General features: G+C 66.4%; 25 protein-coding genes. 9 read left to right on the top strand and 16 right to left on the bottom strand.

Translation table 11 applies throughout. The annotated features are described in order from the left end of the window. Positions 1-69 precede the first annotated feature (69 nt). On the top strand, positions 70-1,941 hold the full coding sequence (locus QFZ42_RS23260; RefSeq protein WP_307703233.1) for a potassium transporter Kup: 1,872 nt from the start codon (positions 70-72) through the stop codon (positions 1,939-1,941). A 142-nt stretch (positions 1,942-2,083) separates the two neighbouring features. Here the strand turns inward: QFZ42_RS23260 and QFZ42_RS23255 are convergent, their stop codons facing one another. Both QFZ42_RS23255 and QFZ42_RS23250 read right to left on the bottom strand, forming a co-directional pair. Further along, a complete protein-coding gene (locus QFZ42_RS23255) occupies positions 2,084-3,007 on the bottom strand; it encodes a polysaccharide deacetylase family protein (protein ID WP_307703232.1) in 924 nt (307 codons plus the stop codon). 10 nt (positions 3,008-3,017) lie between these two features. Further along, positions 3,018-3,458 carry a nuclear transport factor 2 family protein gene (locus tag QFZ42_RS23250; RefSeq protein WP_307703231.1) on the bottom strand — a complete coding sequence of 147 codons (441 nt, stop codon included), beginning with the start codon at positions 3,456-3,458 and terminating at the stop codon, positions 3,018-3,020. Between the two features lie 113 nt (positions 3,459-3,571). On the opposite strand from QFZ42_RS23250, the gene QFZ42_RS23245 reads away from it, so the two are divergent. Both QFZ42_RS23245 and gshB read left to right on the top strand, forming a co-directional pair. Next, positions 3,572-4,840 carry a benzoate/H(+) symporter BenE family transporter gene (locus tag QFZ42_RS23245; RefSeq protein ID WP_307703230.1) on the top strand — a complete coding sequence of 423 codons (1,269 nt, stop codon included), beginning with the start codon at positions 3,572-3,574 and terminating at the stop codon, positions 4,838-4,840. Continuing rightward, positions 4,840-5,799 carry a glutathione synthase gene (gene gshB / locus QFZ42_RS23240; protein ID WP_307703229.1) on the top strand — a complete coding sequence of 320 codons (960 nt, stop codon included), beginning with the start codon at positions 4,840-4,842 and terminating at the stop codon, positions 5,797-5,799. The genes QFZ42_RS23245 and gshB overlap by 1 nt, the downstream gene beginning before the upstream one ends. A 33-nt stretch (positions 5,800-5,832) precedes the next feature. On the opposite strand, the gene QFZ42_RS23235 is transcribed toward gshB, so the two are convergent. The 3 genes from QFZ42_RS23235 to QFZ42_RS23225 all read right to left on the bottom strand — a co-directional run bounded on the left by QFZ42_RS23235 (position 5,833) and on the right by QFZ42_RS23225 (position 9,648). Then, entirely contained in the window at positions 5,833-8,061 is a 2,229-nt protein-coding gene (locus QFZ42_RS23235; protein WP_307703228.1) for a TonB-dependent receptor, read from the bottom strand. Positions 8,062-8,316: 255 nt separating this feature from the next. Continuing rightward, on the bottom strand, positions 8,317-9,123 hold the full coding sequence (locus QFZ42_RS23230) for a DUF1266 domain-containing protein (protein WP_307703227.1): 807 nt from the start codon (positions 9,121-9,123) through the stop codon (positions 8,317-8,319). Between the two features lie 3 nt (positions 9,124-9,126). Continuing rightward, positions 9,127-9,648: a hypothetical protein gene (locus QFZ42_RS23225; RefSeq protein WP_307703226.1), complete on the bottom strand. Its 522-nt coding sequence runs from the start codon at positions 9,646-9,648 to the stop codon at positions 9,127-9,129. 447 nt (positions 9,649-10,095) lie between these two features. Here QFZ42_RS23225 and QFZ42_RS23220 point away from each other — a divergent pair, with 447 nt between their 5' ends. Beyond that, positions 10,096-10,482 (top strand): hypothetical protein, encoded by a 387-nt coding sequence (locus QFZ42_RS23220; RefSeq protein WP_307703225.1) that lies wholly within the window; start codon positions 10,096-10,098, stop codon positions 10,480-10,482. A 106-nt stretch (positions 10,483-10,588) separates the two neighbouring features. Here the strand turns inward: QFZ42_RS23220 and QFZ42_RS23215 are convergent, their stop codons facing one another. Beyond that, positions 10,589-11,464 carry a LysR family transcriptional regulator gene (locus QFZ42_RS23215; protein ID WP_307703224.1) on the bottom strand — a complete coding sequence of 292 codons (876 nt, stop codon included), beginning with the start codon at positions 11,462-11,464 and terminating at the stop codon, positions 10,589-10,591. Positions 11,465-11,566: 102 nt separating this feature from the next. Here QFZ42_RS23215 and QFZ42_RS23210 point away from each other — a divergent pair, with 102 nt between their 5' ends. Both QFZ42_RS23210 and QFZ42_RS23205 read left to right on the top strand, forming a co-directional pair. After that, entirely contained in the window at positions 11,567-12,502 is a 936-nt protein-coding gene (locus tag QFZ42_RS23210) for an NADP-dependent oxidoreductase (RefSeq protein ID WP_307703223.1), read from the top strand. A gap of 60 nt (positions 12,503-12,562) precedes the next feature. Next, complete coding sequence (locus QFZ42_RS23205; RefSeq protein ID WP_307703222.1) at positions 12,563-13,432, top strand: NmrA/HSCARG family protein; 870 nt, start codon at positions 12,563-12,565, stop codon at positions 13,430-13,432. Between the two features lie 11 nt (positions 13,433-13,443). Here QFZ42_RS23205 and QFZ42_RS23200 read toward each other — a convergent pair whose 3' ends face one another. From QFZ42_RS23200 to QFZ42_RS23190, 3 genes are all read right to left on the bottom strand, one after another. After that, positions 13,444-14,211: a class II glutamine amidotransferase gene (locus QFZ42_RS23200; RefSeq protein WP_307703221.1), complete on the bottom strand. Its 768-nt coding sequence runs from the start codon at positions 14,209-14,211 to the stop codon at positions 13,444-13,446. A gap of 50 nt (positions 14,212-14,261) precedes the next feature. After that, positions 14,262-15,401, bottom strand: a complete 1,140-nt coding sequence (locus tag QFZ42_RS23195) for an ABC transporter substrate-binding protein (protein ID WP_307703220.1) — start codon at positions 15,399-15,401, stop codon at positions 14,262-14,264. 72 nt (positions 15,402-15,473) lie between these two features. Further along, positions 15,474-16,955: an MFS transporter gene (locus QFZ42_RS23190; RefSeq protein WP_373423406.1), complete on the bottom strand. Its 1,482-nt coding sequence runs from the start codon at positions 16,953-16,955 to the stop codon at positions 15,474-15,476. A 137-nt stretch (positions 16,956-17,092) separates the two neighbouring features. On the opposite strand from QFZ42_RS23190, the gene QFZ42_RS23185 reads away from it, so the two are divergent. Next, the gene (locus tag QFZ42_RS23185) at positions 17,093-18,493 is read left to right on the top strand and encodes a zinc-binding metallopeptidase family protein (RefSeq protein ID WP_307703218.1); all 1,401 of its coding nucleotides are present in this window, start codon (positions 17,093-17,095) and stop codon (positions 18,491-18,493) included. 18 nt (positions 18,494-18,511) lie between these two features. Here QFZ42_RS23185 and QFZ42_RS23180 read toward each other — a convergent pair whose 3' ends face one another. The 6 genes from QFZ42_RS23180 to QFZ42_RS23155 all read right to left on the bottom strand — a co-directional run bounded on the left by QFZ42_RS23180 (position 18,512) and on the right by QFZ42_RS23155 (position 23,650). Then, entirely contained in the window at positions 18,512-18,742 is a 231-nt protein-coding gene (locus QFZ42_RS23180; protein ID WP_307703217.1) for a cysteine-rich CWC family protein, read from the bottom strand. After that, the gene (locus tag QFZ42_RS23175) at positions 18,739-19,998 is read right to left on the bottom strand and encodes a 6-phosphofructokinase (protein ID WP_307703216.1); all 1,260 of its coding nucleotides are present in this window, start codon (positions 19,996-19,998) and stop codon (positions 18,739-18,741) included. Before QFZ42_RS23175 ends, QFZ42_RS23180 begins: the two co-directional genes overlap by 4 nt. 45 nt (positions 19,999-20,043) lie before the next feature. After that, complete coding sequence (locus QFZ42_RS23170; RefSeq protein ID WP_307703215.1) at positions 20,044-21,207, bottom strand: acyl-CoA dehydrogenase family protein; 1,164 nt, start codon at positions 21,205-21,207, stop codon at positions 20,044-20,046. Positions 21,208-21,214: 7 nt separating this feature from the next. Beyond that, positions 21,215-22,021, bottom strand: coding sequence for an enoyl-CoA hydratase-related protein (locus QFZ42_RS23165; RefSeq protein WP_307703214.1), 807 nt, complete (start codon positions 22,019-22,021; stop codon positions 21,215-21,217). Beyond that, positions 22,018-23,199, bottom strand: a complete 1,182-nt coding sequence (locus QFZ42_RS23160; RefSeq protein WP_307703213.1) for an acetyl-CoA C-acetyltransferase — start codon at positions 23,197-23,199, stop codon at positions 22,018-22,020. Before QFZ42_RS23160 ends, QFZ42_RS23165 begins: the two co-directional genes overlap by 4 nt. 130 nt (positions 23,200-23,329) lie before the next feature. Next, complete coding sequence (locus tag QFZ42_RS23155; protein WP_307703212.1) at positions 23,330-23,650, bottom strand: DUF2917 domain-containing protein; 321 nt, start codon at positions 23,648-23,650, stop codon at positions 23,330-23,332. A gap of 82 nt (positions 23,651-23,732) precedes the next feature. Here QFZ42_RS23155 and QFZ42_RS23150 point away from each other — a divergent pair, with 82 nt between their 5' ends. Then, complete coding sequence (locus QFZ42_RS23150; RefSeq protein WP_307703211.1) at positions 23,733-24,668, top strand: LysR substrate-binding domain-containing protein; 936 nt, start codon at positions 23,733-23,735, stop codon at positions 24,666-24,668. 32 nt (positions 24,669-24,700) lie between these two features. Here the strand turns inward: QFZ42_RS23150 and QFZ42_RS23145 are convergent, their stop codons facing one another. Continuing rightward, positions 24,701-25,213, bottom strand: coding sequence for a fasciclin domain-containing protein (locus QFZ42_RS23145; protein WP_307704293.1), 513 nt, complete (start codon positions 25,211-25,213; stop codon positions 24,701-24,703). A gap of 444 nt (positions 25,214-25,657) precedes the next feature. Here QFZ42_RS23145 and QFZ42_RS23140 point away from each other — a divergent pair, with 444 nt between their 5' ends. After that, positions 25,658-25,876 (top strand): hypothetical protein, encoded by a 219-nt coding sequence (locus tag QFZ42_RS23140; RefSeq protein ID WP_307703210.1) that lies wholly within the window; start codon positions 25,658-25,660, stop codon positions 25,874-25,876. The last annotated feature ends 4 nt before the right edge of the window (positions 25,877-25,880 follow it).

The raw sequence follows: 25,880 nt of genomic DNA, 5'->3' as shown, positions 1-25,880 counted from the left end.
GCGGCAGCATTTCGGTGCGTGTGACCTCCGGTTACGCGCTTGCAGCCTGCCTTTTTTCCCATCGACTTCGTGTCACCTCCCAAAGCCTCTTCTTCCGCCGCCCTGATCATCGGCGCCGTCGGTGTCGTCTACGGCGACATCGGCACCAGCGTGCTGTACGCCGTCAAGGAAGTGTTCGGCCACGGCCACCTGCCTTTCACCATCGAGAACGTCTACGGCATCCTGTCGATGTTCTTCTGGACGCTCACCGTCATCGTGTCGATCAAGTACGTGGTGCTGGTGCTGCGTGCCGACAACGAAGGCGAGGGCGGCCTGGTCGCCATGCTCGCGCTGGCGTCGCGCGCGGTGGCCGACAAGCCCAAGCTGCGCAACGTGCTGCTGCTGGTGGGCATCTTCGGCACGTCGCTCTTCTATGGCGATGGCGTCATCACGCCCGCCATTTCGGTGCTTTCCGCGGTCGAAGGCCTCGAAGTGGTGTCGCCCCACTTCAAGCACTATGTGATACCGGTCACCCTGGTGGTGCTGTTCTGCCTCTTCGTGGTGCAAAAGCGCGGCACGGCGGGCATCGGCAAGTTCTTCGGACCGATCACGCTGGTGTGGTTCCTGGCCATTGCGGTGCTCGGCGTGTCGCAGATCATTCACCACCCCGAAATCCTCAAGTCGCTGAACCCGTGGTTCGCGCTCAAGTTCATGTGGGACAACCCGGGCACGGCCTTCATCCTGCTGGGGGCCACGGTGCTGTGCGTGACAGGCGCCGAAGCGCTCTACGCCGACCTGGGCCACTTCGGCAAGCGGCCGATCCGCGTGGCGTGGTTCACGGTCGTGATGCCGGCATTGACGCTGAACTACTTCGGCCAGGGCGCACTGCTGCTCGAGAACCCCGAGGCCGTGAAGAACCCCTTCTTCATGATGGCGCCCGAGTGGGCGCTCATTCCTCTGGTGCTGCTGGCCACGGCGGCCACGGTCATCGCGTCCCAGGCGCTCATCACCGGCGCTTTCAGCGTCACGCGCCAGGTCATCCAGCTCGGCTACCTGCCGCGCCTGAACATCGAGCACACGAGCGTGCGCACGGCGGGGCAAATCTACATTCCGCTGGTCAACTGGGGCCTGTTCGCGGCCATCGTGCTCGCGGTCGTGATGTTCCGTTCGTCGAGCAGCCTGGCCGCGGCCTACGGCATCGCGGTGACCACCGACATGCTCATCACCACGGTGCTGACCTTCTTCGTGATCCGCTATGCATGGAAGCTGCCGCTGGCACTGTGCATCGCATCGACCGCGGTCTTCTTCGTGGTCGACTTCCTGTTCTTCGCGTCGAACCTGCTCAAGCTGTTCGAGGGCGGCTGGTTCCCGCTGGTGATCGGCGGCGCCGTGTTCACCTTGATGATCACGTGGAAGGAAGGCCGCCGCCTGATGGGCGAGGTGCAGCGCGCCGACGCGATCGAGCTGAAGGCCTTTCTGGACTCCGTGTTCGAAAGCCCGCCCGCGCGCGTGGAAGGCACGGCGGTGTTCCTTACCGCCGAGCCCGGCGTGGTGCCCAACGCGCTGCTGCACAACCTGAAGCACAACAAGGTGCTGCACGAACAGAACATGTTCGTCACGGTGCGCAACCACGAGGTGCCCTGGATCCCGATGGACAAGCGCATCGAGATCGATGCGCTCGGCCACCATTGCTGGCAGGTCATCGTGCACTACGGCTTCAAGAACGACGTCGACCTGCCGCGCGCGCTCGATCACGCGCGCCTGCGCGGTTGTCAACTCGAGCCGATGGCGACGAGCTATTTCCTCTCGCGCGACGTCGTCATTCCCACGCTGGGCAGCGGCATGGCGCCGTGGCGCGAGAAGCTGTTCGCGCAGCTGCACCACAACGCGAGCGGTGCCGCCGCGTTCCTGGGGCTGCCGAACAATGCGGTGGTGGAGCTGGGCTCGAAGATCGAGATCTGAGAAGACGTGAATGAACCTGCTGCGCGCCCCGATCTCGCATCTGCGGTCCTCACCGTACGCAAGTACGGTTCCGGTCCTCGACGCGAGCTCGGGGCGCTCGCGACGGTTCCTTCACGCCTTCTGAGGGTTCCGGCGGCGCTGCTCATGCGAAGTCCGCGGGGCGATCGGCGGCGAGTTGCTGCATGTGCGAAGCGATCGCGCCCGGGGTGGTGAACCAGATCTCCCCGCGGTCGCGTGCACGCGCCAGGTGCGCCAGCGCCGTTCGCAAATGGCGCAACCGGTATGGCTGACCCACGATGTACGGATGCAGCGCAAGCCCCATCACCAGCGGCTGTGCGCGCGACTGGCCGAGCATTTCGTCGAAGTTGTCGACGATCATCGCGCTGAAGTCCTTGGCATCCATCAAGCGGCCCACGATCATCGGAATGTCGTTGAGCTCCTGCGGATAGGGCACCGACCAGATCGAGCCGCCGCCGCGCGTGCGCATGCGCACCGGCTGGTCGTCGTGGCACCAGTTGAGCGTGTAGCCGTAGCCGGTTTCGGCCAGCAGATCGGGCGTCACGGCGCTTTCCGAAATCCACGGCGACAGCCATCCGGCGGGCGACTGGCCGCTCTCCCGCAGCATGCGCTCGCGGCAGCGCACCAGCAGCGCGCGCTCGTGCGCTTCGTCCCAGCCGCCCTGGCGTTCCGCGTTGCTGTGGCCGTGGCCGATGAGTTCGTCGCCGCGCGCCACGCAGGCTTGCACCAACTCCGGGCAATGGTCGTAGAGCGCCGTATTGATGAGCGCACCGGTGGGCAGCGCCAATGTGTCGAACAGTTCGAGGCAGCGCCACGCGCCCACGCGGTTGCCGTATTCGCGCCAGCCGTGATTCAGTACGTCGGGCTGCGGCGAGGCCGGGCCGATGCAGGCGCCCAGCCCGTCGCCGAACGCAAAGTGCTCGATGTTGAAGCCGAGGTACACGGCCAGCCGCGCCCCGTTCGGCCACGCGTAGCCGGGCCGCCGCGTGATCGGGCTGTAGCCGAAGCGGCCGTGCGAGGGCAGCAGTTCGGGCCAGCGTGCCGTCATATGCAGAGCCTCACAGTACCGCCAGCCCGGCGCGCACCAGCAGCCATTCGGCGCTGTCGTTCCACACGTCCATCTGCACGATGAGCCCGCGGCTCACCACGTAGCGGTCGACATAGCGGTTGCCTTCGAAGGCCGTGCCGTCGGGCCAGGCGCCGTAGAGCGTGCCGAGGCTGTAGACCACCGTTTCGACGGGCGTGCCGCCGGCCACGGTTTCGGTGTGTTCGATCTTCTTCTTCACCCAGGCATAGCGCTTCGCATTGAAGGCCGAGGTGTCGCCGGGTGCCTGCATGGCGCGGTTGCCGGTGAAGCGGATGCGGATGCCGGAGGCGGTGAAGCGAGACGCCGAATCCGGGTCCGGAATCATCACCAGGCGAAGGAATTCATCGACGATTTCGGCGGGTGTGGCAGGGCCAGGCGATGTGGGCGCGTCGGGCGAAGCAAGCAGGTCCATGGGGTTCTCCAGCAGGAGGCCATGCGGTGCATGGCGGGGGGATGACGATGTCGTAGCAATTCCTGCGCCGAATCGGCGGCGCTGGAACTCCGCGGCCCCGGCACAATCGCCCGATGCGTTTCTTCAAGGATCTGAGCCTTTCCGCCTTCACGGCGGGCTTCGTCGCGGTGCTCGTGGGCTTCACGAGTTCGGTGGCCATCGTGTTCCAGGCCGCGCAGGCTTTCGGCGCCACGCCCGAGATCGCGGCCTCGTGGATGTGGGCGCTGGGCATCGGGATGGGCCTGCCATCCATCGTGCTGTCTCTGTGGTGGCGCAAGCCGGTGATGATCGCCTGGAGCACGCCGGGCGCCGCCGTGCTGGCCGTGGCGGCCGGCACCTATGGCATGGGCGAGGCGGTAGGCGCCTTCATCGTCTGCGCCGCGCTGATCGTGCTCGCGGGGGCCACGGGGTGGTTCGAGCGTGTGATGAACAGGATTCCGATGGCCATCGCTTCGGCCCTGCTCGCGGGTGTGCTCGCGCGCTTCGGGCTCGATGCATTCAGCGCGGCGAAAACAGCGTTGCCGCTGGTGCTGCTGATGCTCGGCGTCTACCTGGTCGCGAAGCGGATGCTGCCGCGCTATGCGGTGCCTCTCACGCTGCTGGCCGCCGTGGCCTTCGTGGCGGCACGCGGTGAGCTGAGCGGGGCGGCGGTGCAGTTCTCGCTCACATGGCCGGTGTTCACCATGCCGGTGTTCAGCTGGCAGGCCATCGTGAGCCTGGCCCTGCCGCTTTTCATCGTCACCATGGCCTCGCAGAACCTGCCGGGCGTGGCGACGATCCGCGCGGCCGGCTACGGCGATCTGCCGGTCAGCAAGCTCATCACGATCACCGGGCTTGCGACGCTGGTGCTCGCGCCCTTCGGTGCCTTTGCGCTGAACCTGGGCGCGATCAGCGCCGCCATCTGCATGGGCCGCGAGGCGCATGAAGACCCGACTCGGCGCTACACGGCGGCCGCAAGCTGCGGCGCCATCTACGTGGTGATCGCGTTCTTCGGCGCGGCGGTCACCGGGCTGCTCACGGCGTTTCCGAAGGAGCTGGTGGCCGCCATTGCCGGCCTGGCACTGCTGGGCACCATCGGCAGCGGACTGGCTGGCGCGGTGCGCGACGAGCCGCACCGCGAGGCCGCGGTCATCACCTTCCTGGTCACGCTCTCGGGCGTGGCCATCCTCGGCATCGGCTCGGCCTTCTGGGGCGTGGTGGCCGGCGCGCTGGCACTCGCGGTGCAGCAGGCCGGGCGCACGAAGACAAAGGCCTCCACCGGCAAGGACATCGCCGCTTCCGGCAACATCGCGCCAGACAGCAGCAACATGGCGGCCGCACCCGGCGCCGGAAAGACTCCCTGATGAAAAACATCCTCTTCGTCGCCGACCCGCTCGATCATTTCAAGATCTACAAGGACACCACCTTCTCGATGATGCGCGAGGCGCAGCGCCGCGGCTATCGCATTGCAGCCTGCCTGCCGCAGGACATCCAGTGGGTGTCCGGCGGACGGGTCACGGCCAACGTGCAGCAGATCACGCTCACCGGAGACAGCAAGGCCTGGTACCGCGAGGACATCCGCGAATCGAAGGCGCTGAAGGACTTCGACGCGGTGCTGATGCGCAAGGACCCGCCGTTCGATGCCGAGTACATCTACGCCACGCACCTGCTCGAACAGGCCGAGCGCGAAGGCGCGCGCGTGGTGAACACGCCGCGCGCGCTGCGCGACCATCCCGAGAAGCTCGCGATCATGGAGTTTCCGCAGTTCGTCACGCCCACGCTGGTCACCCGCAGCGCGCAGGCCGTGCGCGACTTCCATGCCGAGCACGGCGACATCATCCTGAAGCCGCTCGACGGCATGGGCGGCATGGGCATCTTCCGCGTGAAGCAGGATGCGCTGAACCTCGGCTCCATCGTCGAGACGCTCAACAAGGACGGCGCCGAAACCATCATGGTGCAGCGCTTCGTGCCGGAGGTCGTGCAGGGCGACAAGCGCATCCTGATCATCGCAGGCGAACCGGCGCCCTTCGTGCTGGCGCGCATTCCGCAAGGCACCGAGGTGCGCGGCAACCTGGCGGCCGGCGGCAAGGGCGTGGCGCAGCCGCTCACACCGCGCAACCGCGAGATCGCCGAGGCCATCGGCCGCGTGCTCGCGCCGCGCGGGCTGCTCTTGATCGGGCTCGACGTGATCGGCGACTCCGTGACCGAGATCAACGTGACCAGCCCGACCTGCTTTCAGGAGATCACCGAGCAGACCGGTTTCGACGTGCCGGCGATGTTCGTCGATGCGCTCGAAGCGCACCTCGCAGCGCCGGCCCGCTGAGGCAGGCCGGCCCGGCATCGGCCGGCCGCGCCGTCAGAAATCGATCGTGCCGCTGACCACGAAGGTGCGCGGTGCGCCCTGCACGAGGTAGTTCGATCCCGGGAAGCCGCCCGCCGACGCCCAATACGATTTGTTGAACAGGTTGTCGATACGCCCGCGCAGCGTCAGCAGCCGCCCGTTGCCGATGTCGACCAGGTAGCGCGCGCCGATGTCGACACGGTTCCACGAGGGCACGACCTGCGTGTTGGCCGCGTTGGCGTATTGCTTCGAGGTGTGCATCAGGCGTGCATTGAGCGCCAGGCCGCGCACGCCCGGCACATCCCATTCGGCGCCGAGATTGAACTGCGTCTTCGGCACCCCGATCGCGTCGCGGCCGTCGGTCGCACCGCCCGGCGTGCGGCGCTGTTCGGCGTCGAGCAGCGTCAGGCCGCCGAGCAGGCGCAGGCCCTTCATGGGCTCGCCGTACACCGAGAACTCGAGGCCCCGGTTGCGCTGCTCGCCGTAGGTGCCGTAGGTCTGGTTCTGGACATAAGGCAGCGGCTGACCGGTGGTGAAGAACGCGATGCCGCCGCCGAGATTGCCGCCGTCGTACTTGATGCCGATTTCCTTCTGCTTCGACGCGTAGGGCGCGAGCACCTGGCCGGCGTTGACGACGCGCTGCCCGCCGGAGGTGGAGGTCGGCGCCACGTCGCCCTTGGTCAGCCCCTCGATGTAGTTCGCATAGAGCGAGAGGTTCGGCGTGGCCTTGAACACGATGCCGGCCACCGGCGTGGTCTTCGACTTGTCGTAGCGGCTGGTCTCGGCGCCGGTGTTGTAGTCGTAGCTGATCTGCTCGATCGACTGGCGCCGCGCGCCGAGGGTGACGAGCACGCGGTCCTCCGCAAAAGACAAGGTGTCCGCAATGGCGAAGCTGCCGGTCTTGACGTCGCCCACGCGAAGCGGGCTGTCCAGCCTGCCGCCCGTGAAGAGATTGGCCGGTGGCGCGAACGACGCGGTGGGCGCGTAAAGGTTGGAAGCAATCACGCTGCCCGACATGGCATAGGCGTTGCGCTCCTCGGCGTCGTAGCGCGCGGCCGAGGCGGTGAGCGTGTGCCGCACCGGCCCGGTCGCGAACTTTGCGCGCAGGCCGATCTCGCCGGTGGCGATCCGGTCCTTGCGCGCATTGTCGAAGCGCGAAGAGAGGCTGTTGCTGAAGGCGTCGCTCAGCGTCAGGGTGGCCAGCGCATTCGCCTCGCTGCTGCGGCGCATGCCGCCCGCCGCCCAGGCGGTCAGGTTGTCGGTGATGTCGACTTCGCCGCGCACGGTGGCGAAGGTGTCGCGTTCGTTCGAGTAGGTCCAGGGCTGTGCATAGTTGCGCTTGGCGTCGGGTGCGCGCGGAATCGGCAGGTCGCCGGCCGGCGTCACGTTCGGGCGGCCACCATCGAGCTGGTGGCCCTGGTAGCCGAGGTCGGCCGAGATCCGGACGTTGCGGTTGCGCCAGTCGAAGCCCAGGCCCAGCGCGCTCAGTTCGCGCTTCTCGTTGTCGATGCCGGTGCCGCCGTCGCGGCGCGCGGCATTGAGGCGGATGCCCGTGCTCTGGTCGGGGCCGAAGCGGCGTGCGATGTCGGCCGAGACGAAGCCCTGGCCGCCCGTTTGCACACCGAAGCCGACGCGCGTGAGCGGCTCGCCCGGCGCCCGCTTGGGCAGGAGGTTGATCGCGCCGCCGATGCCGCTTCCGCCCGGCGCCGCGCCGTTCAGGAAGGTGTTGGCGCCGCGGAAGACTTCCACGCGCTCGAAGAATTCCGAAGCGATGTACTGGCGCGGCAGCATGCCGTAGAGGCCGTTGTACGAGATGTCGTCCGAGTACACGGGGAAGCCTCGCACCATGTACAGCTCCTGGAAATTGCCGAAGCCGCGCGCCTGCCGCACCGAGGGGTCGTTGCGCAGCACGTCGGCCACGCTCTGCGCCTGCTGGTCCTGGATCAGTTCGTTGGTGTAGCTGGTGATCGAGAAGGGCGTGTCCATCACGTCCTGGTTGCCCAGAATGCCGGCCCGCCCGCCGCGCGCCACCTGGCCACCGGCATAAGGCTTGGTCAGGCCCTCGGCCGAGGCATCGGCGCTGGCCTCGACGGTCACGGTGGCCAGCGTGCCGCCAGAGGCGGCGGCCGGCGTGGCGGCAGCGGGTTCGGCCGCGGTGCTCTGGGCAAGGGCTGCTGCGGCGTGAAGGGCGAGCAGCGAGGCGGCCACGGTCGGGCGAAGGCGAAGAAACGGAGCAACGGACATGGGCGGTTCGATCTGAAATACAAATGAGAACCGTTATTATTCGATAGCAGGCCGCGCGGTTTCGGTACTTTCTTGCGCTGTTGTGGAAAAGTGTCGGAGGAAAGTTGTCAGCAGCCCAGGCCTGTCTCGCACCGCCGTAAAGAAGTGCCTGAATGCCGGCAACGCTGCGAATCGGTCATTCGCGCGCCCGGGCCCCCTACGTCAACGGCCGGCAGCAACGAAGATCCGTAATGACCGCCGCGGCTGCCCAATAACTCACAGGGGAGACAGCACCCAGGGGCTCTTTTCATCAGTCATGAGATCTTCGGCGATGCCGATAATTCCACCTAGCGTCATATTCTGACCTGCCCAACTGGCCCGCCCGATGATGTAGCTCTTTGCAAACTGCGGCCAAGAGGAAAAATGCGAGCCCAGTTCTCCGTCGACATGCGCAAGAATGCGGTTTAACTCATCCTGCCCAATGTATTTGCAGTCCAGTGACATCCTTGCAACAGTGACGAGGCGGCCGAGATCCCAGGCCAGTATTCCAGCGCTGTAATCCTTTGGGAGATACGAGCCATTGACTTTGTCTTCGAGAAGGCGAAACACGGATCGCAGATTCTCCAGCATCTCCATCGCGCTCTCCAGAGCCGAGAAAACGAGTTCCTTTTCCTCGCTCGGCTCCTGTGCGGCCACCTGCATGCGCACCGTTTCCGGGGAGCCGTATCGGCCGCTGGCTACCAATGCATCGAGAACCTCTTGGCGCCCCTCTCCTGAAGCACCATCGCTGTAAACCCGAAAAACAATGTCGTAAAAAAAGCGGTGGCCGTAGCGCCCGAGTGACTCCAGAGTTTCAGCAGCTTCCTGAGGCGAGCCTATACACCAGTTCGAGCCGAGCCCCTCGACGAGAGCATCATTGGACAGCCCGGTTGTGTAGCTGTCGCAGTACGCCATGATCTGCTCGGAGTTGATAAGCCCAGCTTTAAGTGCTCGCTGCGCGACCGGATCCAGCGCCGGCCCACTGGGGCAATTCCTGTATTTTTTTCCAGAAACTATCTGGAATAATTTCTTCAAAAATCCCATGGACTATATTTGTTTGAAGGCGGCGTTGACGGCGCGAAGCTTGAGTGCACTCACCAGCGTATCGAAGTCCGAGTCTTTCGCCATGTGAATGGCATCGAACTCATGCTTTTTGGTTCCCATCGACGGCGAACTGATTTCTATTGTCTTCTCTGCGCTCGAGGTTTGGGTTTCCGGAATATCCGTGACGGTGATTTTGTCGATCGCGTCATAATTCACAGTGGTCAATACGCCGGAAAATTTCTTGACGGTCGTGAAGGACATGCTCTTTTCATCGAGAACAATGCTCGCTCCCTGGCTATTGGCCGCGCGCTTCTTGAAAAGCATTGCAACCGTGAGATACGAGACATAAGCCCCCATCAAAATGAGCGCGCCATTGGCCACGCCTGTCGGCAGATGAAGATGCAGGGTTCCTATTTTCAGGTCGGCAATCGGATAAAAAATTGCAGCAATGATAATTGCCGGGCCAATAAGCCCGAAAACGCACTCGAGAATCGAGTATTCCATTTTATAATTGATGGCCTGCATGTAATATATTCCTTTAGTCTTGTTTTGGCCGGGCGGTTGGCCCGGTAGGGAGTCGGTGCTGCAAAAATCGCCCACCTGCGCGGGCATCGTAACAAAACGCGTCAGGATTCCGGCCGTACCTCCAACACGCCGAGCTTCGCGAGGAGGCGACCGGAGGACGTGCCCCAGCCCCCTTCGTTGAGCGGACATGCTCTGGGAGAGGCTTCCCCCGCCTCCAATGCCGCCCACGTCAAAGCCAGAGAATGGTTGAATTTTTCAGCTCTTTCCCGTTCAATGACAGCAAGACAATTCGTGCGCACTACGTGCATCGCGATAGCGGTGAGCTCAAGTCTGGCTGCGTGCGGCTCACGCAATTCCCAGCCGCCTGAGCCAATGCCACCCGCGCCTGCTGCCTACGCCACGGTGATACTGCCGCCGGTCGTGTACGGGTATTACCAAGGCCGCCAGATGTCTGAATCCGATGACGCGTGCGGCGTGCCGGACCTGTTGCGTCTGGCGCTTCAAGATCAGTTGAAAGCGCGGTATGAAGCTGTGCTCCCCGTACGGGACTCCGGCAGGAAGGCCGCCCCTTTGCTGAAGATCGAAATCATGGACACGGTGACCGCCAGCGCCGGCGGCCCCACGATCGTGGTCGCCCATGCGGTGCTTGAACGACCGGGACTGCCGGCTGCGCAATTCAAAGGCCTGCGCCAAGTTCACACCCGATACTCTGAGATCACTGCGGAGACCACCGAATGCAGCGCAATGGACGCAGTGATTCAGGGGTTGGGCGCGGACATTGCGAAATGGATGGGCGAGCCGGTGGACGGCGTGTCTCTGGTGAACGGAGAGTGAGCCCCGTGTGGAAGCTCTGGTGTCTGATCAGCGCTGCGGCGCTGTAGCGCTCGCCGATGGGCTTGATGAACCGCATCGCCGGTAGGTCTGGTGACCGAACGGTCTACTAACCGTTCAGTACGAGCGACCCCTGCGGATATTGCCCGCACATGAAATCGACGAACGCCCGAACCTTCGGCGCGGGAAGTCGCCTGGATGTATGCAGGACCCAGAGCGCGGGCTCCACGCCCGACACCAGGCCCCACTGAACCAGTTCTCCGCGCGTCAGCTGGTTCCATGCGATGGATTGCGGCATCAGCGCGACGCCGGCGCCGGCGACCGCAGCGTCGCGGATCATCAGGAACGAGGAAAGTCTCAGCCTCGGGATCGGCTCCAAAACCAGGCGTCCATCGTCGAGCGTCCAATTCGTGGGTTGGAAGTTTGTTGAAACGATGCCGGGAACTGGGCTGATCTTGCCTGGCGTTGGCATGGGCACAGAGGGCGCGGCCACGACCACCAGCCGGTCCTTGGCGAAGCACCGGCCCACGAGGCTGCTGTCCGGACTCGGATTGATCCGGATTGCGGCATCGAACTGCTCCTCGACGAGGTCGACCAGGCGATCGTCCGCCACCACCTCGCATGTGACCTCGGGGTAGGCCGCGCAGAACTCGGCCGAGATGCGGCCCATCGCCAGCTGGGAGAACAGCACCGGCGAGGCGATGCGCAAGCGTCCGCGCGGTACCGACAAGCCTTCGCGCGCGGATGTCATGGCGTCAGCCACCTCGTGCATCGGCCCTTCGGTGCGGTCCATCAGCAGCTGGCCGGCTTCCGTGAGCTTGAGCCCGCGGGCGCTGCGCTCGATGAGCCGCACGCCGAGCTGCTCTTCCAGCTCCGCGATGCGCCGCGACAAGGTGGCCTTCGATCTCCCGCTCGCGCGGCTTGCCTTTCCGAGCCCTCCGTGGGTGGCGACGAGCGCGAAGTCGGTCAATGCGTTCAGGTCCATGTGTTCCAAATTTGAGACAAGGTGTCTTCATTTTCGCGTCTTCGTTTTGTGTGTGCAACAACCTATCTTCTCCTCATCGCAACTTCGAATGAGGAAATTGAAATGACCACCACGCAACGCGCAGTGCTGATCCGCGCCTATGGCGGTGTTGCCGCCGCCGAGATCGCCGAAATCGCCAGGCCCGCAGCTGGACCGGGCCAGGTCCTGGTCCGCGTTCGGGCTGCCGGCGTGAACGGCATCGACTGGAAAGTTCGTGAAGGCTTCGTCCGAGACGCCTTCCCGCTTCAACTGCCCGCCGTGCTGGGCATCGAACTCGCGGGTGTCGTCGAGGCGGTCGGCCCGGGCGCCTCGCGCTTTCGCGTCGGCGATCGCGTCATGGGGCCGCTGGGCGGCCTGGGCGCCTATGCCGACTTCGTGGCAGTCGACGAGGCGAACCTGGTGCGCACGCCGCACGGCCTCGACGACGTGCACGCGGCCGGCGTGCCTGTGGCGGCCGTGGCAGGCTGGCAGAGCTTGCACCAGGCGGGTCCCATCGCCGCAGGCCAGCGAATCCTGATCCACGGCGCAGCGGGCGGGCTGGGCGGCTATGCCGTGCAGTACGCCAAGCAGGCAGGCGCCGAAGTCTTCGCCACGGCCTCGACCGCGCAGCTCGAATACGTTCGCAGCCTGGGTGCGGACCACGTCATCGACTACCGGACCGAACGCTTCGAATCGGTGGCGCGCGACATCGACCTGGTGCTCGACTACGTCGGCGGCGACGTGCTCGATCGCTCATGGCAGGTGCTGGCGAAGGACGGCGCAATCGTCGGCACGTCCTCGCCCGACATCCTGGCACGCACGCCCCCCGGCCGCCGCGGACTGTGGTTCGTGAACAAGCCGGACACCGCCCTGCTGGAGCAGGTGGCGGCGGAGATCGCCCAAGGCACGCTGATCTCGAAGCTCGGCGAAGTCATGGGCTTCGACGACATCCCCGCGGCCATCGAACGCAATCGCACCGGCCCCCGCATCGGCAAGGCCGTCGCGGACTTCTCGCGCTGACCGACCTCGCCACTCCTTGCCCCTTTCAACCCGTTTTCCCTCAACCCCCTGGAGATTTCCATGAGCATTCTCGTCACCGGTGCCACCGGCACCATCGGTTCCCTCGTCGTCCAAGGCCTGGCCGCGGCCGGTGCCCAAGTCAGCGCATTCGTTCGCACACCTGGAAAGCAGAGCTTTCCGGCCGGCGTCAAGGAGGTCGTCGGCGACCTGACCGACGTGCCCTCCATGCGCGCGGCGCTTTCGTCGGTACGCACGCTGTTTCTGCTGAATGCCGTCACGCCCGACGAAGTGACCCAAGCCCTTGTTGCGCTGAACCTGGCGCGCGAGGCCGGCATCGAGCGCGTGGTCTACCTGTCGGTCATCCATGCGGACAAGTTCACCGACGTGCCGCACTTCACTGGCAAGCACACGGTCGAACGGATGATCGAGAGCCTCGACATCCCGGCGACCATCCTGCGGCCGGCCTACTTCATGCAGAACGAGCGCATGGTCCAGCAGGTGATCCAGGGCTACGGCGTCTACCCGATGCCGATCGGCTCGGCGGGCGTCGCGATGATCGATGCGCGGGACATCGCGGGCACCGCCGCCTTCGAACTGCTGCGCCGCGATCGCGCGCCCGCGCCTTTGCCGCGCATCACGCTGGAGCTGGTCGGGCCCGAGCTGTTGACTGGCGAGTCGGTGGCCAAGACCTGGAGTGCCGCGCTCGGCCGCGAAGTGGCTTACGGCGGAGACGACGTGGCGGCCTTCGAAGCGCAGATGGCCACCTCGGCGCCGTCCTGGCTCGCGTACGACATGCGCCTGATGATGGCCGGGATTCAGAAGTTCGGCATGCGCGGTGCGGAGGGCACGGCCGATCGCCTGCAGGCCATTCTCGGGCGGCCGCTGCGGACATACGCCGACTTCGTCAAGGAAACCATTGCCGCGTCGTAGGCGGCCCGGTTTCAGCGCTGCGCCAGCTGCCCGTCCACGAACACATGCAGTTCGCCGGGCGCAAAAGGTGTCCACGTCTCGTTGGTGGTGAGCGGCGTGGTCACCACCACCGCCACGCGGTCGTTGGGCGTGGTGTGCTGCGCAAAGTCGATCTCGAGGTCCTCGTCCGACAGCTGCGCGGTCACGAAAGGGTGGCGGCGCTCCACGTACCAGAGGTTCGTCGAGGCGTGGGCCCAAAGCGCCTGGCCGTTCGAGAGCATGAAGTTGAAGGTGCCGTGGCCCGCGAGCTGCGGCGCCAGTTCTCGCAGCGTGAGCGTGAGCTCTTCGATGCTCGGCACGCCCGCATGCGACTTGGCCAGCTCCTGCATCAACCAGCAGAAGGCATGCTCGCTGTCGGTGTCGCCTACCGGGTGGAAGTTGCCATGCAGGCGCGGGCGAAAGTCCTTCAGGTCGCCGTTGTGGGCAAACACCCAGTAGCGGCCCCACAGCTCGCGCACGAAGGGGTGGCAGTTCTGCAGGTTGATGGCGCCCTGCGTCGCCTTGCGGATGTGCGCAATGACGTTGCGGCTCTGGATCGGGTAGCGCCGGATCAGCTCGGCCACCGGCGATTCGCTCGCCGGCATGTGATCGACGAAGTGCCGGAGCCCCCGGTCCTCGAAGAAAGCGATGCCCCAGCCGTCGGCATGGTGGTCGGTGCGGCCGCCGCGCTGGGCAAAGCCCGTAAAGCTGAAGGTCACGTCCGTGGGCGTGTTGCAGTTCATTCCGAGCAGTTGGCACATGGCGCTATTAAAGCGCGAGCGCCGGCTGCCCGGTGAACCCGGTCGCCCGTTCAGCGCACGAAGCGGCCTTCGGGCGTGACGCGCACCATTTCGATGAAGCGCGAACCGGTGGTGGCGCCGGTCGAAAAGTCGATGTCCATGCCGGCCAGGCGCAGCTTGAGTGCGCGCAGCGTGGCATGCAGGCGCGCGCGCGTCAGGTCGCGGCCGGTGCGCTTGAGCGCCTCGATCATCACCAGCCCGTTCAGGTAGCCCTCGAAGCTGCCGTAGCCCACCGGCACCTGCGCACGTTCGGCCAGCCGGCGATAGTCGCGCGTCACGACCTCCACCTCGCCCCAGGGATAGGGCGTGACCTGCGAAATGGCGAGCCCGCCGGCTTGCAGCGGAACCACCTTGGCCGTGACTTCGCCCGAGACGACCGACATGCCGTAGAACATCGGCTTGCTGCCGGCGGCATACATGGCCTTGATCACTTCGCCGGTCACCGTGCCGGCCAGGTACATCAGAACGGCCTGGGGCTGGCTGTCGGCAAGCGCCTTGCCGGCGGCGGCGGAGGTCGAGCCGTCGCCCTTCACCGCGACGATCGCGGTCGGCGTCTGCTTGTGGGTGGCCATGGCCGCCTCGATCAGCTTCACCGCCTCGGCGCCGCCGGGGTTGTCCAGGTGGGCGATCGCGATCTTGTTCACCCCAATGGTCGACAGGTGCTCGACCAGGGCTTGTGCTTCACGCGAATTGCTGGCCCGCACGAAATAGGCCGAACCCGCCACGCGTTCGCGCGCGCTGTCGCCGACGCCGTAGCCGCCCACGCTGGGCGCGCCGCTTTGCTGCAGCAGCTTGGCCGCGGCCGAGGTGGTGCCCGAACCCACGCAGCCGAAGAATGCGAACACGCGATGGTCGTTCAGCAGCTTGCCGTAGTTTTCGAGGGCTTTTTCGGGCTTCAGCTCGTCGTCGAGCGCCACCAGCTTGATCTTGCGCCCGCCCACGCCGCCCTGTTCGTTGACGGAATCGAAAGCCAGTGCGGCGCCGTTGTGCACGACCTTGATCTGCGAGCCGAGCGGCCCGCTCAGGACGGCCGAGCTGCCGAGCAGGATCTCGGTGTCCGTGACGCCCGCTTCGGCGGCCTGCGCGGACGAAAGACGGGCCAGGCCCGCGGCAAAGACCGCCGTCGAGGCGACAAAACTTCTGCGTTGCATAAAGACACCCATCCCGTTAGTTAACAAATACTAACAATTAAAAGCGATGGGTGCTTAAGTATTACTAAGTGCTTACCCTTGCTGCGGGGGTTGGCGCAACTGCCAAGCCGCGCAGATGGCAATCGCGCACAGCGCGGCCAGCATCAGGAACACGTCGTCGAAGGCCGCGAGCCGCGCGGGGCTGCTCGTAGCATTGGAAAGCGAATCGCCGTGCGCGGCCAGGCGCCACTCGAGCACGATGGCGCACAGGCTCACGCCGGCCGCCCCGCCCAGCATGCGCAGGAAGTTGATGGCGCTGGCGCCTTGCGGAATCAGCAGCTTGGCCAGTGGCCGCATCGAGCCCAGGTTGAGCGAGGGCAGGATGAAGCCCAGCCCGATGCGCCCGATGATGGCGAACGCCACCAGCAGCCACAGCGCGCTGTCGAGCCTCAGAACCATCATCAGCGCGAAGGAAGTCGCCAGCAGCGCCAGCCCGATGCTCACCAGCAGCCAGGTCGGCTGCCGGTCGGCCAGCCGGCCGACACCGGCAATGGTCACGGCCAGCACGATGCCCGCCGGCAGCAGGATGGTGCCCACATGCGAGGCCGACAGCTTCAGCCCCACTTGCATGTACACCGGCAGCAGGTAGGTGGAGCCGAACAGCGCCGTGCCATAAATGAAGGCGACCACGCTGCCCATGGCGAACTGCCGGTACTGGAACAGCGCGAGGTTCATCAGCGGCGTGCCGCCCGAGGCCGCGAACCGCCGCTGCCACCAGATGAAAGCCGTGAAGGCCGCCAGCGCGCCGGCCAGCAGCAGGACGGCTTCGACGGGCGAGTCGCCGCGCAGTTCGACCAGCCCGTTCAAGAGGCACAGCGTGCCGGCCGTGCCCAGCGCCAGGCCGCGCCAGTCGAGACCGCTGCCGCGCGTGGCCGCCACGCCGCCGGGCGCCGTGGTGGGCACGAACTTGTAGGCCAGCCAGAGCGAGGCCAGGCAGAACGGCACCACCATGAAGAAGATCGAGCGCCAGCCGAACAAGTCGACCAGCACGCCGCCGATGCTCGGGCCGATGGCCGGCGCCAGCACCACGCCCATGCCGAAGATGCCGCTGGCGCGCCCCTGCTCGTGGGGCTCGAAGGCCCGCAGGATGATGATGGCCGGAATGGGCTGCACCACGCCCGCCGCGAGCCCTTCGGCCACGCGCGCCAGCAGCACCAGCGTGAAGTTGTTCGCCAGCCCGCCCGCGACGCCGCCCGCGAGCAGCAGCGCCATGGTGCCGACGTAGGTGCGCCGGTAGCCGTAGCGCGACAGCAGCCAGGGCGTGGTCAGCATTGAAACGGTCATGGCCACCATGAAGCCCGAGCTCACCCATTGCGCGCGCTCCTGGCCCAGCGCGAAGTGATGGCTCATGCCGGGGATCGCCACGTTGACGATGGTCGAGGACATGATCGACGCCATCGTTCCCACCATCACCGAGAGCAGCAGGTACCAGCGGTAGCGCGGGCCATGGCGCTCGCGCATCGTGCCGAGGGAGGGCGGGGCGGGCGGTGCGGCTTCGGGCGGGGGAGTGGGCATCATGAGGCTGCGGCCCGGCGTTCGATGCGGGTCCGTCGTCCTACAAGCATATCGGTCTTTGCGCGAGGGGGCGCCGATGCGACGGCCGCACAATGCACGTGCTGTCCCGCACTGCTTTCGAGAAAACAAAAAACAACATGGCCCCCTTATCCGATCAACCTGCCGTGCATCCCGGCGATCAAAGCGGCGACTTGGCCGGTGCAGCCGATCCGCAGACCCCGCAGGCGGCCCCCAACCTTGCGGCCGAACTGGCCGCGCCCACCGTCAGCCGCGCCTATCGCTGCCAATGCGGCCGGCCGGTGTTCCTGCGCAACAGCCAGTGCCTGGCCTGCGGCACGCCGCTCGGGTACGTGATCGACCGCCTGGGCGTCGTGCCCCTGGCACCTGTCCAAGACCCGCCTGAAGGTGAAGCCGAGGGCGAGCGCGCCGAGCCCGACACCTTCACCGTGTTCGGCAACCCGGATGGCAAAAGGTACCGCCGCTGCGCCAACCTCATGACCGCCGCCAGCTGCAACTGGATGGTGCCGGCCCCGCGCGAGGGCGACGAGCCGTCGTTCAACACCGACGGCCTCGCGCCCGGCTACTGCCTGGCATGCAGCGTCAACCGCACCATTCCAGACCTTTCGGTGGAAAGCAACGGCGAGCTCTGGCGCAAGCTCGAGCATGCGAAGCGCCGGCTCATCTCGCAGCTGCTGGCGCTCGGGCTGCCGGTGGTGAGCCGCCACGCCGATCCGGCGCACGGCCTGGCGTTCGACTTTCTCAGCAACATGCCGGGCAGCCCGCATGTGATGACCGGCCATGAACACGGCGTGATCACTCTCAACGCGGAAGAGGCCGAAGACGCCGTGCGCGAGCGCATCCGTGCCGAGATGCGCGAGCCCTACCGGACGCTGCTCGGTCATTTCCGCCACGAGATCGGCCACTACTACTGGGACCTGCTGGTGCAGCCCACGCGGTGGCTCGACGAGTTCCGCGCGCTCTTCGGCGACGAGCGCGCCGACTACACCGCGGCGCTCCAGCGGCACTACGAACAAGGGCCGCCGCCCGACTGGTCGAACCGCTTCGTCAGCAGCTACGCGAGCATGCACCCATGGGAAGACTGGGCCGAGACCTGGGCGCACTACCTGCACATGGCCGACACCACCGACACGGCGATGAGCTTCGGCGTCGACGCCACCAACGTCGAGCTCGCGAGCGACTTGTTCGACACCGACGACCTGTGGCGGCCGGAGCATCCCGGCGCCGCCAAGTTCCTGGACTTTCTGAACGGCTGGGTGCTGCTGACCAACGTGCTCAACGAGCTCTCGCGCAGCATGGGGCAGCCCGACTACTACCCCTTCGTGCTGCCGCGCAGCGCCGTGGGCAAGCTGCAGTTCATCCATTGCGTGATCACCGAGCAGCGCGACCGGCCGTCGTCCACAGCGGCTGCGCCGGGTGTGCCGCTGCCGCCGGAGTCGCCGCCTCCCGCATCCGCGCCGGACGCCGGACCGGCGCAGTCACAGGCGCAAAGCCAGCAGCAGAACGCAGCGCAGTTCTAAAAGGCCAGCAAAGGCTTCTCAGGAATCGGCAGGCGTGCCTGCGGCGCAGCGGGCGCAAATGCAAGCCTTGCCCCGCATTTCTTGCGGCACTGCCGCCAACGGCGCCTTGCGAAAGTCCGCCGCCATGCACCAGCAAGGCGGTTGCGGCTCACCGGTTTCGCGTGCAACTTCGATGGCGCAGCGGTTCTGCTCGCCGCACACCGGGCAACGCGTTGCGTCGAGCGATTCGAGCACGGATGCCGTGGTCATCGGGCGAGCTCGAACGCCGGAAGCTTCTTTGCCACGGCGACATTGCGCAGCGTGGCGTACACCGGCAGGCCGTTGCGATACGCGGGATAGTCCTCGCCCTCGATCAGCGGCAGCAGGTAGAGCCTGCATTTGTCGGTAATGCCGTAGCCGTCGTCCGAAATGAAATCGCGCGGCATCGGCTTTTCGACATTCGCCACCGCCTCGAGCGGCGCGCTGCCGATGCGGTAGGTGTAGGGCGCATCGGAAGTGCGCTCGATGGTCGGCATCACCGCGTTGCGGCCTTCGAGCGCGAGTTCGACCGCGCGCTGCCCGAGTTCGTAGGCCTGCCGCACATCGGTGGCCGAGGCAATGTGCCGGGCCGCGCGCTGCAGGTAGTCGGCCACGGCCCAGTGGAACTTGTGGCCCAGCGCGTCCTTGACCATCTGCGCCACCACCGGCGCGGCGCCGCCGAGCTGCGCATGGCCGAAAGCGTCGCGCGTGCCTTGCTCGGCCAGGAAGGTGCCGTCCGGGTAGTGGCAGCCTTCGGACACCACCACCGAGCAGTAGCCGTGCTGCTTCACCAGCTCGTCGACCCGCGCGAGAAAGCGCGCCTTGTCGAACTCGATCTCGGGGAACAGCACCACCACCGGAATGCCGTGGTCCGCCGCCAGCCCGCCCGCCGCGGCAATCCAGCCCGCATGCCGGCCCATGACCTCGAGCACGAACACCTTGGTGGAAGTGGCCGCCATCGAACGCACGTCGAACGAGGCTTCCAGCGTCGACACCGCCACGTACTTGGCCACAGAGCCGAAGCCGGGGCAGCAATCGGTCAGTGGCAGGTCGTTGTCGATGGTCTTGGGCACATGGATGGCCTGCAGCGGATAGCCGAGCGACTGCGACAGCTGGCTCACCTTGAAGCAGGTATCGGCCGAATCGCCGCCGCCGTTGTAGAAGAAGTAGCCGATGCCGTGTGCCTTGAACACCTCGATGAGCCGCTCGTACTCGCGCCGGTTCTTCTCGAGCGACTTGAGCTTGTAGCGGCACGATCCGAAGGCGCCCGAGGGCGTGGTGCGCAGCGCCGCAATCGCTTCGGCCGGCTCGGCGCCGGTGTCGATCAGCTCTTCGGTCAGCGCGCCGATGATGCCGTTGCGCCCCGCGTAGAGCTTGCCGATGCGGTCCGGGTGTTTTCGTGCCGTCTCGATCACGCCGCAGGCCGACGCATTGATGACCGAGGTGACGCCGCCCGACTGGGCGTAGAAGGCGTTGAGGATGGGCATGCGGCCATTCTCCCGCAGCCTCAAGTCAGACGCCAGTGGCCGGTTTCAGCGCCCGCCGAGGCCCATCGCGCGCGTGATCACTTCCTTCATGATCTCGTTGGTGCCGCCATAGATGCGCTGCACCCGCGCATCGGCGTACGCGCGCGTGATCGGGTACTCCCACATGAAACCGTAGCCGCCGTGCAATTGCACGCATTCGTCCATCACCTTGCACTGCAGGTCGGTGGTCCAGTACTTGGCCATGCTGGCGGTGGCGGTATCGAGCTTCTCGGCCATCAGCAGTTCGATGCACTTGTCCACGAAGACCTGCGCCACCTGCACCTCGGTCTGCAGTTCGGCCAGCGTGTAGCGCGTGTTCTGGTAGTTGCCCACCGGCTGGCCGAACACCTTGCGGTCTTTCACATAGGCCACGGTCTGGTCGATGGCGGCCTGCGATGCGGCCACCGCGCTGATGGCGATCTGCAGCCGCTCCCAGGGCAACTGCTCCATCAGGCAGACGAAGCCGCGGTTCAGTTGCGCGGCATCGCCGAGCAGTGCGTCGGCCGGCAGCCGCACGTCGTTGAAGAACAGTTCGGAGGTGTCCTGCGCCTTCAGCCCCAGCTTCTTGAGCCGCTTGCCCTTTTCGAACCCCGGTATGCCGCGCTCGACGAGGAACAGGCTGGTGCCCTTCGCGCCCGCGGCCGGGTCGGTCTTGGCCACCACGATCACCAAGTCGGCGTGCCAGCCGTTGGTGATGAAGGTCTTGCTGCCGTTGAGCAGGTAGCTGCCGTCAGGCTGCCGGGTGGCGCTGGTCTTGACCGCCTGCAAGTCGCTGCCCGCGCCGGGCTCGCTCATCGCAATGGCGCCCACCATCTCGCCGCTCGCAAGCCTGGGCAGGTAGTGCTGCTTCTGCGCTTCGGTGCCGTAGCGCAGGATGTACGGCGCCACGATTTCGCTGTGCAGCCCGAAGCCAATGCCCGTGAAGCCGCGGGCCCAGAGCTCTTCGAACTGGATCACCGAATACAGCAGGTCGGCGCCCGCGCCGCCGTATGCCTCGGGCAACGCCATGCAGAGAAAACCGTTCTCGCCGGCCTTGGACCACACGGCGCGGTCCACGTAGCCTTGGTCTTCCCATGCCTCATGAAACGGCGCGATCTCCTTGTCCATGAAGCGGCGGAAGCTGTCGCGAAAGGCTTCGTGATCGGCGCTGAAAAGCGTGCGTTCGATCATGGCTGCCTCAACGCCCGGGGAACGTTGGAGCGCGCTTCTGCAGGAAGGCGCTCACGCCTTCGCGGAAGCTGGGGCGGTCGATCAGCTCGCGCTGGCGTTCGCTTTCGTAGTGCAGCTGTTCGGCCAGGGTGTGCCGCTCGGCGGCTTCGAAGGCCTCGCGCGCCTCGACCACCGCATGCGCAGGCAGGCGTGCGAGACGCTGCGCAACCACGCGTGCTTCCTCGAGCAGCTGTTCGTCGTCGGCGCAAGCCCAGATCAGGCCCCACTGCACCGCGCGTCCCGCGCTCAGGCGCTCGTCGAGCAGCGCCATGCCCATCGCGCGCGCCTTGCCGGCGCGCCGCGGAATGGCCCAGGTGCAGCCCAGGTCCGGCACGATGCCGAGCTTGGGCAAGAAGGGCAGGTAGAAGTAGGCACTGCGCGCCGCAATCGTCACGTCGGCCGCCAGCGCCAATCCCACACCCGCACCCGCCGCGGCGCCGTTGACCGCGGCCACCACCGGCACGGGCAGCGTACGCAGCGTTTCGATCAGCGGGTTGCTGAGCGATTGCATCCATTCGGCCGTCTGGTCGCCGAGCGACTTTCCCTCTTCGGCGGGTGTCATGGCACTGAGGTCGGCGCCCACGCAAAACGCCTTGCCGGCGCCGGTCAGGATCACGGCGCGCACCGCGCGGTCGTCGCGGATGCGCTCCAGCGTGTCGCGCAGTTCGATCTGCAGTTCGCGCGCGATCGGGTTCAGTTTGGCGGGCAGGTTCAGCGTGAGCGTGGCAATGCCGTCGGCCAACTCGTAGAGCACGTAGGGTTGCGGCGCGGTCATCCGAGCCTTTCCACGATGGTGACGTTGGCCATGCCACCGCCTTCGCACATCGTCTGTAGCCCGTAGCGCTTGCCACGCCGGCCGAGCGCATGAATCAGCGTGGTCATGAGCTTGGTGCCCGAGGCGCCCAGCGGATGGCCGAGCGCAATCGCGCCGCCGTTCACGTTGAGCCGTGCCGGGTCGGCGTCGAGCGCTTGCAGCCAGGCGATGGGGATGGGCGCGAAGGCCTCGTTCACTTCATAGAGGTCGATGTCCTGGATGCGCATGCCGGCCTTCTCCAATGCGCGCTGCGTCGCGGGCAGCGGGGCCTCCAGCATGATCACCGGGTCGTGCCCCATCACGCTCATGTGGTGGATGCGCGCGAGCGGTTTCACGCCCAGTGCCTTCAGGCCGCGTTCGTTCACCACCAGCACGCCGCTCGCGCCATCGCAGATCTGGCTCGCGGTGGCTGCGGTGCAGCGCCCGCCTTCGGCGATCAGCTTCACGCCCGCGATGCCCTCCAGCGTGGCGTCGAAGCGTATGCCTTCATCCACCGTGTGCCGTTCGCCGCTGCCCGTGCCGTCGGCCAGCAGGATCTCGATGGGCACGATTTCGTCGTTGAAGGCCCCCTCGCGGCTCGCGGCCATGGCGCGGCGATGGCTTTCGAGCGCATAGCGGTCGAGCTCTTCCTTCTCGATGCCGTAGTTCTTCGCGATCATCTCGGCGCCCGTGAACTGGCTGAACTCCACGCCCGGGTAGCGTTTCTTCATGGCGGGGCTCATGTAGGTGCCCAGGCCTGCCTTGGCCGGCAGCGCGTTGGGCGTGAACATCGGCACGCGCGTCATGCTCTCGACGCCTCCCGCAATCACCGCGTCCATGCTGCCCGACATCACGGCCTGCGCCGCGAAGTGCAGCGCCTGCTGCGACGAGCCGCACTGCCGGTCGACCGAGGTGCCCGGCACCGATTCGGGCAGCTTCGACGCCAGCACCGCGTTGCGCGCGATGTTGGTCGCCTGCTCGCCCACCTGGCTCACGCAGCCGAGGATCACGTCCTCCACCGCTGCTGGATCGATGCCGCTCCTGGCCACCAGTGCGTCGATCACCTGCGCCGCCAGGTCGGCCGGGTGCCAGCCCGCCAGCTTGCCGCCGCGCCGGCCGCCGGCCGTGCGTGCCGCGGCCACGATGTATGCCTCTGCCATGGTCATGTCCTTCTCGAAAAGAAAACAGTGGGAACCGGGTGCCCAACGCAAAAAAGCCGCCCGTCACGACGGCGGCGTTCAATGCCTGGAAGGTCCATGGCATCGAGGTTCGATGCCGGGGGCGCTCAGGTCAAGCCGGGGACAACCCGAGAGAAGGCAGTCGCCAAGGCGACCGGCGGCGCACCGGCGCCGGGAGCGGCATGGCGGCGGGCTGCGCGTCGGAGACGGTGATGCACGAAGCCTGCAGCGCCGAGACCAGCACGCGGCGGTGTTCGGTGCCTTCGAATCGCTCGCCCGGCGCGAGCACGATGTCGCGCGGGTCGTGGTCGAGCGTGACCCAGACCGAGCCGCTGCGGCATTCGATGCCCACGCCGGCGCCGTCGGGAACGGCAAAAATCGAACGGGTCGGCAGACTGACATGAAAGCGGGAAGAAAGGTGTGGGGTGCTCATGGCAAGCTCCATTGCATTCGTGATACGAATGAATATAGTGAGTTGATTCCGCTCTTGCACGCGGTAATTTGGAACTCGTTGCATGCATCCGGAGAATGCGAAAACCCTTAGTGCCGCTGGTGGCGAGCTCCCGCCGCTGGAACTGCTGCGCAGTTTCGAGGCCGCCGCGCGCCGGCTCAGCTTCACGCTGGCGGCCAGCGAGCTGCACCTCACGCAGTCGGCGGTCAGCCGCCAGATCCAGCAGCTCGAAGCCAGCCTGGGCGTGCTGCTGTTCGAGCGCCGGCACCGCGCGCTGGCGCTCACCGAGGCGGGCGGCGTGATGCAGCGCGCCGTGAACGACAGCCTGGAGCGCCTGCGTGATGCCACGGCGCGCGTGCGCGCGAACTCCGCGCCGCGGCAGGTGGCGATCACCAGCACGCCCGGCTTCGCATCGCTCTGGCTCATTCCGAAACTGGCGCGCTTCACTGGCAGCCATCCGCAGGTCGATGTGCGCGTGTCGGCCACACTCGAGGTGCTCGACCTGGAGAGCAGCCGCATCGACCTTGCTGTGCGCTTCGTGCCGATCGGCCGCGGCATCGGCCCGGCGCTGTTCGAGGAATCGGTGATCCCGCTGTGCTCGCCGCAGTTGGCCGCATCGCTGCGCGAGCCGTCGGATTTTTCGAAGCTCACGCTGCTGACGGTGGACTACCCCGACCACAGCGAGGCCCCCACGACCGATTGGGAACCCTGGCTCAAGGTCATGGGGCTCGACGAGCTGCGCATGAAGAGCACGCTGCGCTTCACGCAATATGCCGATGCGGTGGCTGCCGCGGTGGCGGGGCAGGGCGTGGTGATCGGCCGGCTGCCGTTGCTGCGCGAGCTGGTGCGTGACGGCCGGCTCGTGGCACCGCTCGGCGAAGGCGCCGCCTCGCACCGCGGCTACTTCATCGAAGCCTCTCGGCGCGCGGCGGGCAACCCCGACGCGCAGGAATTCGCGCAATGGCTGCGCGAAGAAGCAGAGGCGGCGCAGCGCACCTGAAGAGGCGCGCCGCGCACGCCTGCTGCGAGAAATCAACCCGGCAGCAGCACCTTGTCGACCACGTGGATGACGCCGTTCGACTGGTAGACGTTGGCAATGGTCACCGTTGCCGTGCCGCCCTTGGCGTCGCTCACCATCACATTGCTGCCGCTCATCGTGGCGGTCAGCGTGCCGCCGCTCGCGGTCTTCAGCGTGGCCTTGCCGCCGCCCGCCTTGATGGCGCTCATGAGCGCGGCGCCGTCCATCTTGCCGGGCACCACGTGGTAGGTCAGCACCTTCGTGAGCGTGGGCTTGTTCTCCGCCTTGAGCAGCGTGTCGACCGTGCCGGCCGGCAATGCCGAGAAGGCCGCGTTCGTCGGCGCGAACACGGTGAACGGGCCGGGGCTCTTGAGCGTGCCCACGAGGTCCGCGGCCTTTACCGCGGCGACCAGCGTGGTGTGGTCCTTCGAATTCACCGCGTTGTCGACGATGTCCTTCGTCGGGAACATCGCGGCACCGCCCACCATGGGGTTGGGCGTGGTGGCGCCGCTGCCGCTCATGCCCATGCCGCCCGCGCAAGCGCCGAGCAGGACCGAAACGCCGATGGCGATCACGAGTTTTTTCATTGAGGACTCCTGGTAAGAATGTTCTGGAAGACAGCTGTGGAAACCGCCGGCAGCTCGGAGGCGCGATGCGCTCCAGACCTATACGGGGCGGGGACGCGTTTGGATTCGCGTGTGCTTTGCGCCACATCGGCGCACGCATCACTTGCGCGCCGCACGCGGGCTCGCCAGAATCCGCCCTTCCTTTTTCAGCAACAGTTTTTTTATTCGCGCCCGGCGACGACCAACCTCCCGGGCGGCAACTCACTCAATGAACCGTTTCCTGAACCCCTGACCCGCACACCGACCGCCCCGGCCGGAGGTGCATCCATGCATCCGCCGAGGCCCATCGACAAAGGCCCCGCGCAGCCATTCGCCGGGGCTTTTTTGTTTTTGGAGTGTGCGCACATGAGTGCTCAACGAAAGGCCCGCGACGACGGCAAGCGTCTGGGCAGGTTCTATTTTTCGGTGCCGGGCGCGGCACCTCGCAATCCCGTGCTGGCTGCCATCGCGCGCGGCGAGGCGAACCAGAAGGCAGGCCGCCACTTGCGCACGCATCGCGCGGAGCGGCGTGCGCAGAAGGTCGCCTTGCAGAAGGCCGCGCGCAGCCTCGGGCGCGAGGAATGACGCA

This window comes from Variovorax paradoxus (assembly GCF_030815855.1).
GTDB classification, from domain to species: Bacteria; Pseudomonadota; Gammaproteobacteria; order Burkholderiales; family Burkholderiaceae_C; genus Variovorax; species Variovorax paradoxus_M.
The sequence above is the reverse complement of the archived record's forward strand: the minus strand, read 5'-3'. Positions and strand labels throughout refer to the sequence as shown.